We start from the raw sequence: 13,550 nt of genomic DNA, 5'->3' as shown, positions 1-13,550 counted from the left end.
GTTATGAATGACAGAAAAGAAATAAAAAATAATCTGCTTGATATGCTCATGGAGTTTATTGACGGCCCCCTTTTAGCAAAAGGCTTTAAACGAAGAAAAGGCTCGATGCTATACAAGAGAACATTACCGGAAGGGATTCAGGAGATCGACTTTGTGGCCTCTGTATCTCCCAAATACCAACCGGATGCTCAGGCACATATACAGCCTGCTTTTATCCTGAAACTTCCCCAGGTTTCGGCAGAAGCATTGAGATTAGTTGATGAGAATAAAATGCTGCTGGCAAATGCGGCAGAAATTATCCTTAAGCAATCCATTGATATGTGCGCCCCTAAAGAAGAGCATCAAAGGTGGTTTATCAGAAAACCTGATGATTATGTTGCTGTCGGGACTGCAATCCGTGCTTTTCTGGAAAAATGGTTATATCCGTTTATTGACTCACTTGAGAGTCTTGATGACCTGCTGGCCGCATATGAAGCTTCCGATACCAGGCTGTTAAAGCAACAGCATTGGTATGTATTTGTATCAGCTGCATATTTATTAAAATCAGAGCCTGAAAAAGCCAAATCTGTTATGAACGAGCATTTGGGTAATCCCGGCCTTAAACGTAGATATGCAAGTGTTTATAACCACTTCTAATGATTCGACAATATTTATAAAATAACTTAAGGGGGGCAATTTTATTGCTCCCTTTTTAATGGTTATAACGATATTGCCCGGCGTGAACTATTTAACTCGTTAAGTCATTTGATAAAGTGCCCAAGGGTGATGGCAAATGAATGATAAGCAAATATATGATTTAACAAAAAGCGACCTTGAAAAGTATCCTGCGTGATATTTTCCAATGGACGATTCTGCTGAAGATGAATTAACGGTTAGGCCTGTCACCTTCGACAGCCAATATCATGATTCCCAAGTGCTTGTCAGGGCCGAGTTTACCGGCGGTGGCGGTAAGAAATATCTTGGTTATCTACACTGGAATCAACCTGCGGATATCGAAAGCCTGCAGCCAGTAGTCTTTTTTGATGAAGAAGAGACTATTAGCTTTTGGAACGGTATTACCCAAATTTCCCGGGATGATTACACGGCAGAACAGCAACAAATTGTGTATGGCTTACCTTTGTACTTAAGTCTGTCGATTGTCACGGTTTAGGGACGATTGCCGGTAAGGTTGAGGGCTTGTATTCTCTTGACGGTAACAATATAAAACTTGCCTGATGCCTTAAGGATAAGGAAAACCCCGGTTAATTCGGGGGTCCTTATCCTAATTAAGACAGCGGTTTTATTGTCCTGAAAAAATGGCCGACAATAAATACCTGTGCCAGAGATTCCAAAGGAGTATTGAGGGGTGAAATATCATAGGTTAAACATTACTGATGCCGAGTACTACAGCTAATTTCATGAGTTTTTTGAATATTTCACAAGCTCCGCCCGTTAAGTTATTGACATCATTTAACGTACCAGAAATTTGCCTCTTTTGGCTTGCAAAATCCTGACTCTCGGCGACCTGCTGCATTGCATGCTGGATTGTTTTGATGGCCAGTTGTAGTTTTTCCTCTTGTACTCCTCCGCTGGCGATGAATTCTCTGCTTAACTGTTCAATTTGAGCTGTAAGTTCTGCTACAGCAGCTTTATCATGCTGATGAAACTCGCTGCTGATGCCGTCATTTACGGTGACATTTTCTCCGATTACGCTTGAACCGACACTTGCCGTGTTCATATTTAGATCTCTCATGATTTATGCTCCTGATTTGAGAAGACTCACTGATTATTACTCGCCTGCCTTGTCGGGATCTGTACTACTCTTTTGTTTTTCACCGGTAACCGCTATTTTCTCTCCGACAATTAATTGATCGATTTTTTCAGCATTTATGGTGTAATGTCCCTCGCTGTCCTGATAATCGGAAATGTCAAAACCAATGTCGTCCATGCCGTCAATAATGGCCTTGGATATCTGATTGTAAATGGCTTTTATCGTCGCTATTGACTCCCCCCGCCCGAAAAAGTCGGTTGTAAAAGTAAATGAACTATCTTCCCTTAAGTTTTGGGAATGTATGTAGGCACCCGGCCAGTTAACATTCTCTTTGATGATCTTATTCAATTCATCTTCGTAGGCTTCTCTTTCGGTATCCGTCATATCGCTGAGATCTTTTAATGCCAGATCCCTGATTTTTTTGGCGTCGATATTTTTTTGAAATAAATCATAATCCTTGCTGAACAGTCTCACCCACCTCAATAAAGAGAAAAAACCTTCAATATCAGCATCTTCATTTTTATCATAGCTTTGCTCTTGCTCGGCATTTCCCCACTTTTCATTTTTTTCGTACTGGTACCTGAGCAAGCGTTTCTTGAAATAATCGGTACCTACAATAGGAGGCCCCAAAGTGGTCACGGTTACACTTGATGATGCAACATTACCTGCCATAAATGTTCGAACAAAAAAAGTAGCCAAAGTCATACAGTCAGGAAAAAAGACTTGTACCGCCTTATAGACTCTTGCGGATCCGCAATTATCTGTATCTTTTAAAATAGCCTGAATATCGTTTTTGCCGAGCCGCAAATGAGGGGTTTTATTTTTATCCAGTAAAGGACTATCTATTGACAGTGAATTGCCGTGTACCGCCAGTATCTCACCAAAACTGATATTGCTGATCCCCATATTGCTTACGCTTTGTCGGATGGTATTGAAGATTTTTTCAGTTATTTCATCAAGTTCTGATAATTGGGATGTGGCCTTTTCTTTGGGCGGGCAAGCATAAGATACTTCAGCCTGTAAGCGTCCATACCCGGGAAACGGATGGTTATCTTCTTCGATAATCAACACGGGGAGTTCATGAGCAGACAGTTTGCCATCCCCCTGGTATTTTGATTTTTCAAGGACCTTCTTTTTAACTTCCATATTCGGCTCTTTGTGCCAGGAGCCATACAAAAGTCCATCGATAGCATCAGCTCTGATAGCTGCAACGGCTTTATTACAGTCTTCAAAGCAAAAAGCCTTGATGATAAAACCAATAAAAGCAGCAATGATCAACGCCGGGATCCCGACAGCATAATTATCAAATTGGTGCGCTGTTGCTATTGCAATGATTGCAGCAGTAGCCAGGATGGCTAAGTCGATTTTGATACTTTTTTGATGCGATGTTTTAACTGTATTTTTAATTTCACTGATTGTCGTCCAGATGATGGTCAAAAAGAGTTCGAAATCAAAAAGCGGTTGATGGCCAAAATTCGTAAAGGGACAAGGTTTTGTTGTAGGTAAGGTGTCTTTATTGGGAAAGTCAGCGTCGGCGATATACTCTGCTGCAAAAAGAAAGGTTATCCTTTTGGTCATTTTGTCTATTACGGGGGAATAGCTCAATTCCTCCTGTTTGGTATCCTGCTGCGAATTATCTTCTCCAACGGGCTGGTAGGCCTCATCGGTTTGATGATAATCGTTTAATCTGTTTTGTATATTCATGTTCACATCTCTGTAAGAATACTCATTAACGTGAAGTAACTGCCATACTTATGAACTGCTGCTTACCAGTTACGTTACTGTTGGCGGGGAAGCAGTAAAGCTGCTGTCGCCGAATTTAATAGTGTCTGCTAGAGAGGAAAACTCACACCTGCGTGATGAAAAAATGTTTGATAAAATTCAGCTCACACACCAAAAAACGAGGACATTCAATAAGTAATTGATTTTAATGTTAAGTTTTGTATGAGCCGAGAGGGGGCAGCGCTCGCGACAGGTTGGCCAATTTGCTTAAATGAAAGCTTAAAATATAGCACCGCCAGTTGTTCGCTAGTCTGGAACTTTTGACTTTTCAAAGGCATACTAAGAGCATATTTAATGATTCGGAAACCGGACAATGAAAAAACTTCTTATTGCCAGTATGTTGCTCGCTTGCCAAACAGCGGCAGCGATCACTCTTGATCAATTATCCGTTCCCTCCGGTTTCAAGATCAGCTTCTTTGCCGAAGATGTCGGCAGTGCCAGGCAAATGGCTTTGTCGGACTCAGGAGTGGTTTATGCCGGGTCTATGAATGCCGGTAAGGTGTATGCCCTTAAAGATACCGATAATGACGGTAAAGCCGATAAACGCTGGTTAATCGCCAAGGGACTGAAACGTCCCTCGGGCATCGCCTTTAAAGACGGCGATTTATATGTGGCGGATATTGAACGTATTCTGAGGTTTAAAAATATCGACGCCAACCTGGAAAAGCCGATATCCGAAGTGTTTTTCTCCGATCTGCCCGACGACAGGCATCACGGCTGGAAGTTTTTGCGCTTTGCCCCCAACGGCGAACTGATTATTCCGGTAGGCGCACCTTGTAATATCTGTGAAGCGCCAACAGATAAACATTCCCGTATTTTCTCCCTGAATATGAAAACCAAAGCCCTGACGGAAATCGCCAGCGGCGTGCGCAACTCGGTTGGTTTTGATTTTCACCCGGTCAGCGGCGAATTATGGTTCAGTGAAAACGGCGGCGATATGATGGGGGATGATGTTCCGCCGGATGAAATCAACCGCCTGGTGAAAACCGGCTCGCACTTTGGCTACCCCTATTTCCATGCCGGCACCATAGCCGATCCTAAGTTTGGCAAAGGAAAAAAGCCTGAGGATTATGTACACCCGGTATTAAAACTCGGTGCCCATGTGGCGCCGCTGGGGATCCATTTTTATCAGGGGAAACAATATCCGGCCTCATACAAACATCAGCTGTTTGTGGCGGAACACGGCTCCTGGAACCGCAGTAAAAAGTCCGGTTATAAGGTCGGTGTGGTGACCTTAGCCGGGTCAAAAGTGATCAAATATGAACCTTTTGTCACCGGTTTTATGAAAAATGAACAAACCTTTGGCCGCCCGGCGGCGATCACTGAGCTCGAAGATGGCAGCCTGCTGATTTCCGATGATTATGCCGATGCCATTTATCGGGTAACCTATGGCGATTAAGTTGTTTTGAGTATTTACCTGACACCTTTACGCCGTGGTTATGTGCTGTTCTCCATACTCTTGCCTGCGACTGTTTTGCCGGTATCGGCCGGGGAAAATGATGCCCGATCATCCGAAAATATTGGGGCTGTGGCAGAGCCCCTTGAAGTTATCACTATCAGCGCCAGCCGTCAGGCGACGGCGCTTAAAGATACCGGCATGAGCCTGAGTGTGCTCGGGGAAAATGAGTTGCAGTTGGCGGGTCATCAGCATATCAACCAGACGTTGGCTGCTATTCCCGGCACCTGGATCAGCCGGGGTAATGGTCAGGAGCATCTTACTGCCCTGCGCTCCCCGGTATTAACCGGCGCCGGGGCCTGCGGCGCATTTTTTATGGCAGAAGACGGCATCAGTTTACGAGCCCCCGGGTTTTGCAATGTCAATCAACTGTTTGATGCCAACACCGAGCAGGCGGGACAGATCGAAGTGATCAGGGGGCCGGGCAGCGTGCTTTATGGCGCCAATGCCGTGCACGGTATGATCAACATTATCAGCCCGGATTTGTTTGCAGAGCCAATGGGTTATATCAGTCAGGAAGTCGGCCCCGATGACTATTATCGCAGCAGTTTCAGGGCCTCCCGCGCCGGACAAAACCATGCCGTTGGCATATATGGCAATCTCAGCCATGACGGCGGATACCAGGCGCAAAGTGGTTTTGAACAGCAAAAAGCCAATCTGCTGCACCAGTATCAAGTCGATAATTTTTCAACCAAAACCATGCTCAGCGCCAGTCATATCAACCAGCAAACAGCAGGTTTTATTCGCGGACAGGATGCCTATAAAGATGAAAGCCTAAGACGCAGCAACCCCAACCCGGAAGCCTTTCGCGACAGCCAGTCCTTACGTCTGTACAGCCGGTTGCACTGGACCTTAGACAGCGGCTCTCAAGTAAAAATTACGCCGTATCTGAGACATACCCGGATGAAATTTTTGCAGCATTACCTGCCGTGGCAGCCGCTGGAGAAAAACAGCCATCAAAGCCTGGGGGTGAAAAGTCTTTACTCCTTTAATGGCGAAAATATCAGCTGGCATGGCGGCCTGGACACGGAAATTTCCCGCGGCGATTTAACCGAAACCCAGGCCGATGACTTTTCGGCAGCGATTTCTCGTGGCAGCCACTATGACTATCAAGTCAAAAGCACCAGTGTTTCCCCCTTTATGGATGTTAACTGGCTGGCGTTACCGGAGCTGACGGTCAATGCCGGTGTGCGTTATGATCATATCCGCTATGACTATGATAACTTGCTAAGCGACGGCTCTGCCTGTGCTGCATCTGTGGCCAATTGCCGCTTTATGCGCCCGGCAGATCAAATACGCAGTTTCGGCCACTGGTCACCGCGCCTGGGCCTGGTTTATCGGGCAAATAAACAGCTGACCTTATACAGTGAACTGACCCAGGGCTTTCGGGCCCCGCACACCAGCGAACTGTTTCGTTTACAGGCGGGGCAGCAAAGTGCCGATCTGGATACGGAAAAATTAAACAGTGCCCAGTTTGGCATCCGTGGAGAGGCTAAAAAACTCAGTTATGATCTTAGCCTGTACCAGATGGACAAAAACCGGTTTATCTTCCTCGATACCAACCGTCAGTATGTCGGCAGCGGTAAAACCCGGCACCGGGGCGTTGAGCTTTCACTGATTTACCCTTTCAATAAGCAATGGCGTTTATCGGCGACCGGCACAATTGCCAGGCACAAATATGCCAATGATCTCACGCTGAGCAATAGCAGCATTAAGGATAACGAGATAGATACCGCGCCCAAACGCATGACCAATGTTAAGCTGAACTGGACCCCATCCGGTGTTATAAACTGGCAGCTGGAATGGCTGCATTTGGGGGAGTATTACCTTAACCCGGAAAATACCGCCAGCTACCCCGGCCATGATTTATTCCATTTGCGCGGACAAATGTACCTGAGTGAAAAATTCCAATTCTCAGTACGCTTACTCAACCTGCTAGACAAGGATTACGCCGAAAGGGCGGATTTTGCCTTTGGTTCATACCGCTATTTTGTCGGTCATCCCCGCTCGCTTTATGTAACGCTCCGCTACCAACTGGATTAATTCCAGGCTGCCAGCTTGGTATTCTTCCTATACTTATCGGCAACGGCTTGGTAGGAGCAATATCATGTTCAAGGCGATCTTCTTTGATTTAAGCGGCGTGCTTTATGAGGGCACCCGGGTGATACCCGGCGCAGTAGCGGCAATTAACAGGGCACAACAAAGCCATTTGCAGGTCAGGTTTGTTACCAATACCTCGAGAATGACCGGCCAAAAAGTGTTACTCGGACTGAAAAAAATGGGCTTTGCACTGGATGCCGGGCAACTGTTTTCCGCTCCCATTGCCGCCAAAACCCTGGCGCTTACCAGGAACTGGCGCCCCTACTGCCTGGTGCACCGCAATCTTAAGGAGGAATTTGCCGATATCAATCAGGAAGATCCCGATGCCGTGATTATCGGCGATGCCGAACAGGACTTTTGCTACCAAAAATTAGATTATGCCTTTCAGCTTTGCCGGGCGGGTGCGCCCTTAGTCGGCATAGGACGCAACCGTTATTTTAAACTCGATGGCAAGTTACACCTTGATGCCGGTCCCTTTATTACCGCCATAGAATATGCCGCTTCGGTTAAGGCTATTATTATGGGCAAACCGTCGGCAGACTTCTTCAATCAGGTCGCCGCCTCTACCGGAGCACAAAACAGTGAGATCTTAATGGTCGGCGATGATGTCTTTGGTGATATCGAAGGGGCGATAAAGTCGGGTATGTTCGCCTGCCTGGTAAAAACCGGTAAGTATCAAAGCGGCGATGAAACCTTAGTGAACGGCCAGTTTTCCTGTGTAGATTCGGTGGTACAGGCCGTTGAGCTGGCGCTGGGATAATTTTTAGCCAGCTGTCTTAGACAGAGTCTTATAAAGAGTCGTGCAAGGTGTCCGAAAAGGCTTGTTTATATTTACCTAAACGATTAAATAGCGTCAAATAGTGTTTTCCCCCTCAATAGCCAAGGCGAGAGCAGAGATGAGAACAGAAGCAGTAACATGGATCAGCCACCGGGGTCTTTGTCAGCATGCCGATGAAAATACCCGGGCATCTTTTGAGGCGGCGGTGCAGGCCGGTTTTCATTATTTAGAGACAGATCTGCGGGCCAGCCGGGACGGGCATATAGTACTGAGCCATGATGAAGTTTTGCACCCGGACACCACAGCACAGATCAATGTCTCCAACAGCAGCCGTGAAGCCCTTAGCCAGGTTAAACTGAACAAAGGCAGCCCGCTGCTGTTTTTTGATGAATTCTTTGCACAATTTCATCAACAAGGGCATGTTTTAGATATAAAGCCGGAAACGGCGATGCAAGTTATCGCCTTATTACCCCGCTATAAAATCAACCTGGACAAAACCATTTTTTTACTCTGGTCCGATGCCCATCAAAAGGCGCTGCTTGAAGTTTTTCCCGGCGCCAATTGTTTTGCCAGGGAAAATGAATGCCGCAGGGCGGGTTTTTCGATTTTGTTTGCCATGCCGTTTCTCGGCGGGCTCAAGGCCGGCAAAATTTACTCTATCATTCCTTCGATTGCCGGACGCTCCCTGTTCAGGGAAAAAATTGTTAACCGTTACCATCGATACGGCGCCGGGGTATTAGCCTATCTGCCAAATACCCCGGAGCAGGCACAAATGGCCATAGACGCCAATGTGCAATATATCCTCAGTAATGATGATTTTAACTTGATCCCAAGGTAGCAGTGAGCGGAGGTTTTTAATTTGACCGCTCAAATATCAGCCCTTAGCCGCTAATACTATGTCTGCCGTTGGCTCTAGTGTATTTCGTTAAGCTCAAGCTCGGCAATATTATTCTCCCGCCGGTGATCTATGCTCTGGTAATAGGGATCCAGTACTACATATGCAGGCTTTTCGTTTAGCAGATAACGGCTACATCTTACTTGCAGGTTGGCTGTTACCGAGCTTTTTAACAAGGTACGGTGATCCGGCGCTTGATGGTAAAAGCTTACGGGCGCTTCCGTGAAGATGCCGATATCGACAGGCCCAGGTTCGGTGATGGCTGATTGCCCTGCCCCGCTCTCTTCTATATATCCCTGGTTTGATAAGCACAGCTCAAGTTCAAAGCGTTTATCCAGCGTTTGCCTCAGCCGGGTGCTTTCAATGACCCAGTCGTCAATAACCACCTGCTTGAGCCATTTATTGATAAAACCTGTATGCTTTTTGCCGGCAAACTTGCTCAGGGCATCAATAAAATCCAGTGAGGTGGCCGGATTATCCGGATAACTATGTTGGCTTATCAGCTGTTGCAGCGCCCGGTTGACGGTATCGGCGCCCAGCCTTGCCTGCAAAGCGTTCATTGCCATTGTGCCCTTGGAATAGATTAAATGGTTTTCCTCTGCCCGGTACAGGGGCTTTTCTTCAAACTGGCTTTGCCCGCGGCCGAATAAATACCTGTCATGGGCATATTGCTGCAAGGTATGTAAATACTGCTTGCCGTATTTTTGCTCCAGCAATCTTGCCTGGGTATAAACCGCCAGCGTTTCCACCAGCATTAAATTACCTTCTTCCAGGGCGCTGTCCAGGCCGTGTCCCCACCACTGATGGGCGGTTTCGTGTGCCGTGCGCCGGTATAAATGGTCAAAGGCATCGGCATTATTGCGGTTAACCGAAAACCCCAGGTTTTCATCTAACAGCATCATTTGCGGCATGGCATAACCCGAGTAACCTAAACTATTGGGGACTTCAAAAAGGCGTAACTGCTTTGCCCGGTAGCGGGTAAAATGCCGGTTGCCGTAACTTAAGGTGGCGGCCATGGCATCAAGGTGCTCCTGGGCAATCTCCTGATGCGCCGGGCTGTGATAGACCTCCAGCGAAGTCCCCTCTACCTGGCGTGAAGACTTGTCCAGTTTGGCGGAAATAATCACCGAGACTTTACGGATCGGCGCTTGGGTTTGGTAGTGGAAATAGTTACGGTTATTTTTACTGGATTGGGACAACAACTCACCCGGCGCCACGGCAATATGTTGCGCCGAGGTGGATATTTTCGTCTCGACCCTGGCCCAGAAATAATCATCCGAAAAGTCCCCTTGGTTTGCGGTTATCGCCTCTTCAAGCTGAGGCTCCCGGGGTAAGGGAGTAAGACCGTACTCTGCCCGCTCGTCATCACCTTTAAGGGTGTAGTGCTCAGTAAAGCCAAAAAAGGGCATATAACGCAAATCGCGGAAATAGATAAAATCCGGGGTAAAGAAACTGTCGATAAGCACGCCGTTATAACCGTTGTGGCTGCGCTCGGCATCAAAAGAAAAGCTGAGCTTATCTCCCGGCTGTAGCGGTGTCTCTAAGGTATAAAGGTATTGGCCATATTGGGGGTCATGATTTGTCAGTGTTGCATTTGCCAGTACCAGATTGCGGTAGCTGACATCCTTGTGGGTACTGATCAATAGGTGCGAAATCACTTCCCGGGTCTGGTTTTGCAGTTGATAGTGGGCGGATAAGGTAAAGCGCCTTTGCTCCGGGTACAGGGCGAGCTCGGTCGAGGTGGCAATGACTTTCGGCACAGGCAAGCCCTGATAGCGGGCATAGGCCTTTTCATAGCCTGCACGCCATTTGCTGCGCGCTTCACTGGAGACATAATGGCCGACAATATTGCTTTGATAATAAACGTAACCGGCATTTATCACAGTGGACAGGCTTGCCAGCAGCAATAAAGCCAACCCCGGTTTGCCCAGGGTTTGTTTTAATGCCGATATCTGCCGGGAGATACCGCCAACTCCTGCTTGTTGCCTTAGCCCCTGCCCGCTGATGCGTGTTGTCAGGGCAAAACTCAAAATGGCCATCACCAGGGATAAACTTAACCATACTCTGATGTAGCCGTTAAAGGCATCGGCAATGGCGCTAAAACCTATCAGTTCGGAATGTTGTAATTTCACGGTATTGGCAAATTTAAACAGGCCGTGCTCTATGCCGATATAGTATCCCAGGGACGACTGCGACAAGACCACTATTGCTAAGGTGATCAACATGGCAGTGAGTTTATTGGCGCAGAGCGAGTGCACAAAAAGACATAAGGTGGCGAGACATAAAAATGGCAAGCCGAGGTAATAAAATAACGACAAATACAGCGGTATATCCGGGGTTGAGCCATAGCTTATTTCCACCAGCATGGAGATCAATATCGCCAGCGAAATAAAGGTTAACGGGATAAAGGTTAACGCCAGCCATTTTGCCAAAAAGCGCTGGCCATTGCTGATCGGCATGACCTGGAGCAGGGCTGAAATATTCAGCCTGTTATCGCGCCATGCCATTTCTGCGCTAAAGAGCACCAGGAACAGCGCGGTAAAATTTGGCAAGATGTCGGAGATAAAGCGGTTAATGGCCACGGAAGTCGTCGGCAAAGGAGTTACATGTAAACTTTCCAAATAGCTAAAACCCGAGAGCACTTCACCGGCCAGCAGCACCGACCACATCAGGGTGATCAGCAAAAAAGGTTTGCTGGCCAGGGTGGTCATATATTCCCGGCGACACAAGGCCCAGCAAGTCGCAGCCCAGGCTTGTCTCGTATCGCTGGGGGGAATACGGGTATAGCTAAGCGGCGTTTTATCCCCTACGGCTGCTTGCTCTTTTTTCCCGGTGAAAAAAGAGCGCCATAAACGGGCTTTCCCTCCCGGGCTTAACCTCAGCTGATAGCGATAAAAGATAATAAGCATCAGGGTTACTACGCCACAAGTTACCAGGACACGGTTAAGGGTTAAAGCTTGTGTGAAGGAGATTTTCTGATGATTTCGCTCTGCCGCCGACCAAAATTTTACCTGTTCAAAAAAATTGGCGCCGGCCACGGGATCCAGCAAGTCAAACAGCCATTTCAGCGTCTCGTTTAGAATAAAAGGATTGGCCATCACCGGAGAGCCTGTTACCGACTTTAGCAGGGCATAAATAAAAAACATCATGGCCGCTACCAGGTAAACCAGCAATGAAGAGCCGCTAAAAAGACCAGCGGCAAATAATACTAAACTTGACAGCAGCATAGCCGGCAACATAAAAACCAGACTGGAGAAAGCCAGGTTTGCCACCAGTTGTATTAAGGAAATCTCCGGCTCCTGGTTTACATATAATTCACCGATAATACCGGCTAAAAAGCTGCAATAGATCAAGATTGAGGCAATCACCACTGCCAAGTAGCGGGACAGCAGCAGATCTGCTTTACCGACACCTGAGGTAAACACCAGCTCTTGTGTACGGTACTGGGCATCGCGGGTGCTGGCCCGGGTAATAAAAAAAGCCTGAAGAAAAGGGATCACAAAAGCTACGGTCAGCAAGGTCTTGGTTAAATAATAAGGGCCGCTTAGCAAAACCCCTTTCTCGGCTGACAGGTTCTGGATAATAAAACAGCCAAACAAAGCCGCCAGCACACACACCAGAGGGAAAAACCAGTGATGCAGTTGATAGCGGCATTCATTCAGGATCAGTAAAGGCAACATGCCTGTCGGCAGGGACTTTGTAGAATAGCCAGACATTATTTTGCCTCCATCGGGGTAAATGTTGCTAAATCTTGGCTTTGCGCTTGCCCGGGAGTTTGTTGTCCATGTTGTGCCAGCAGGGTGAAATAGGCATCTTCAAGCTCGCCCTGGACCGGATTAAAACCGGCTTGCGGGCAAGTCTCTGCCAGCACCCTGACTTCCACCTGACCGGCCACTAAACGGTGGCTGATCACCCGATGTTGCGTTTGGCAGGCCTTGAGCTGCTTTTTTTCTATCAGGCTATGCCATAACTGGCCGTTGAGTTTGGCGCTAAGTTCACCCGGGGCGCCGCGGGCAATGATTTGCCCCTGCGCCAGAATCGCCATATCGGGACAAAGGTTATTGATATCTTCAACAATATGGGTGGATAAGATCACTACGGTATTTTCACTGAGATCGCTCAGCAGGTTATGGAAGCGGTTGCGCTCTTCGGGGTCGAGTCCGGCGGTGGGTTCGTCAAGGATCAATAACTTCGGCGAGCCGAGTAAGGCTTGTGCAATACCAAACCTTTGCCTCATGCCGCCGGAAAAACCACTGACGGCTTTATCTCTGACCCGGGTTAAATTGGTTAACTCCAGCAAAGTTTCTATCTGGCGGCGGCGTGATTTTTTATCGCTTAACCTTTTTAGCAGGGCAAAATGTTCAAGCAGGGCAAATGCCGACATCCCGGGATAAACACCAAAGTCCTGCGGCAAATAACCGAGCACGGGACGTAATAACTGCGGCTGTTGCAAAATATTGTTACCGGAAAAATAAATCTCCCCTTTATCCGCTGGTTGCAAGGTGGCCAGGGTCCGCATTAACGACGACTTGCCGGCACCGTTTGGCCCCAATAAACCAAACATGCCTGTCGATATCTTTAAATCTATGCCCTTTAATGCCTGGACACCATTGCTGTAACATTTTGCCAAATTTCGAACTTCTAACATAACGCCGCTCTTTTAAAAATGTTGATAGCGGCATTTGAACAACTTGCGTGCGGAAAAAATAATGCTCAATGACCAAGTCCGTGATTTTCATGACCAACGGATAAAAAAGCCCCGTGGAACTTTCATCATGAAAAAAGGCAT

General features: G+C 47.3%; 10 protein-coding genes. 6 read left to right on the top strand and 4 right to left on the bottom strand.

Annotated elements, in window-relative coordinates; all coding sequences use genetic code 11:
* The first annotated feature begins 3 nt into the window (after nucleotides 1–3).
* Together SG35_RS31890 and SG35_RS31885 are read left to right on the top strand one after the other, a co-directional pair.
* Nucleotides 4–636 (top strand): hypothetical protein, encoded by a 633-nt coding sequence (locus SG35_RS31890; RefSeq protein ID WP_152646486.1) that lies wholly within the window; start codon nucleotides 4–6, stop codon nucleotides 634–636.
* Between the two features lie 205 nt (nucleotides 637–841).
* On the top strand, nucleotides 842–1,150 hold the full coding sequence (locus tag SG35_RS31885) for a hypothetical protein (protein ID WP_053042817.1): 309 nt from the start codon (nucleotides 842–844) through the stop codon (nucleotides 1,148–1,150).
* A 210-nt stretch (nucleotides 1,151–1,360) separates the two neighbouring features.
* Here SG35_RS31885 and SG35_RS31880 read toward each other — a convergent pair whose 3' ends face one another.
* Both SG35_RS31880 and SG35_RS31875 read right to left on the bottom strand, forming a co-directional pair.
* A complete protein-coding gene (locus tag SG35_RS31880; RefSeq protein ID WP_152646485.1) occupies nucleotides 1,361–1,732 on the bottom strand; it encodes a hypothetical protein in 372 nt (123 codons plus the stop codon).
* A 36-nt stretch (nucleotides 1,733–1,768) separates the two neighbouring features.
* Nucleotides 1,769–3,454 carry a hypothetical protein gene (locus SG35_RS31875; RefSeq protein ID WP_044831170.1) on the bottom strand — a complete coding sequence of 562 codons (1,686 nt, stop codon included), beginning with the start codon at nucleotides 3,452–3,454 and terminating at the stop codon, nucleotides 1,769–1,771.
* A gap of 391 nt (nucleotides 3,455–3,845) precedes the next feature.
* Between SG35_RS31875 and SG35_RS31870 the strand changes: the two genes are divergently transcribed.
* The 4 genes from SG35_RS31870 to SG35_RS31855 all read left to right on the top strand — a co-directional run bounded on the left by SG35_RS31870 (nucleotide 3,846) and on the right by SG35_RS31855 (nucleotide 8,704).
* On the top strand, nucleotides 3,846–4,931 hold the full coding sequence (locus tag SG35_RS31870) for a PQQ-dependent sugar dehydrogenase (protein ID WP_044831169.1): 1,086 nt from the start codon (nucleotides 3,846–3,848) through the stop codon (nucleotides 4,929–4,931).
* A 6-nt stretch (nucleotides 4,932–4,937) separates the two neighbouring features.
* The gene (locus SG35_RS31865; protein ID WP_236702520.1) at nucleotides 4,938–7,031 is read left to right on the top strand and encodes a TonB-dependent receptor; all 2,094 of its coding nucleotides are present in this window, start codon (nucleotides 4,938–4,940) and stop codon (nucleotides 7,029–7,031) included.
* Between the two features lie 64 nt (nucleotides 7,032–7,095).
* Nucleotides 7,096–7,848 (top strand): TIGR01458 family HAD-type hydrolase, encoded by a 753-nt coding sequence (locus SG35_RS31860; RefSeq protein ID WP_044831167.1) that lies wholly within the window; start codon nucleotides 7,096–7,098, stop codon nucleotides 7,846–7,848.
* Nucleotides 7,849–7,984: 136 nt separating this feature from the next.
* Nucleotides 7,985–8,704, top strand: coding sequence for a glycerophosphodiester phosphodiesterase (locus tag SG35_RS31855; RefSeq protein WP_053042816.1), 720 nt, complete (start codon nucleotides 7,985–7,987; stop codon nucleotides 8,702–8,704).
* Nucleotides 8,705–8,778: 74 nt separating this feature from the next.
* Here SG35_RS31855 and SG35_RS31850 read toward each other — a convergent pair whose 3' ends face one another.
* Complete coding sequence (locus tag SG35_RS31850) at nucleotides 8,779–12,477, bottom strand: M1 family aminopeptidase (protein ID WP_044831166.1); 3,699 nt, start codon at nucleotides 12,475–12,477, stop codon at nucleotides 8,779–8,781.
* Nucleotides 12,477–13,409 carry an ABC transporter ATP-binding protein gene (locus SG35_RS31845; protein ID WP_044831165.1) on the bottom strand — a complete coding sequence of 311 codons (933 nt, stop codon included), beginning with the start codon at nucleotides 13,407–13,409 and terminating at the stop codon, nucleotides 12,477–12,479. The genes SG35_RS31850 and SG35_RS31845 overlap by 1 nt, the downstream gene beginning before the upstream one ends.
* Between the last annotated feature and the right edge of the window lie 141 nt (nucleotides 13,410–13,550).

Origin of the sequence: Thalassomonas actiniarum (assembly GCF_000948975.2) — a bacterium.
In the GTDB taxonomy this organism is placed as follows: domain Bacteria; phylum Pseudomonadota; class Gammaproteobacteria; order Enterobacterales; family Alteromonadaceae; genus Thalassomonas; species Thalassomonas actiniarum.
This window is presented reverse-complemented; position numbering and strand designations above follow the sequence as displayed.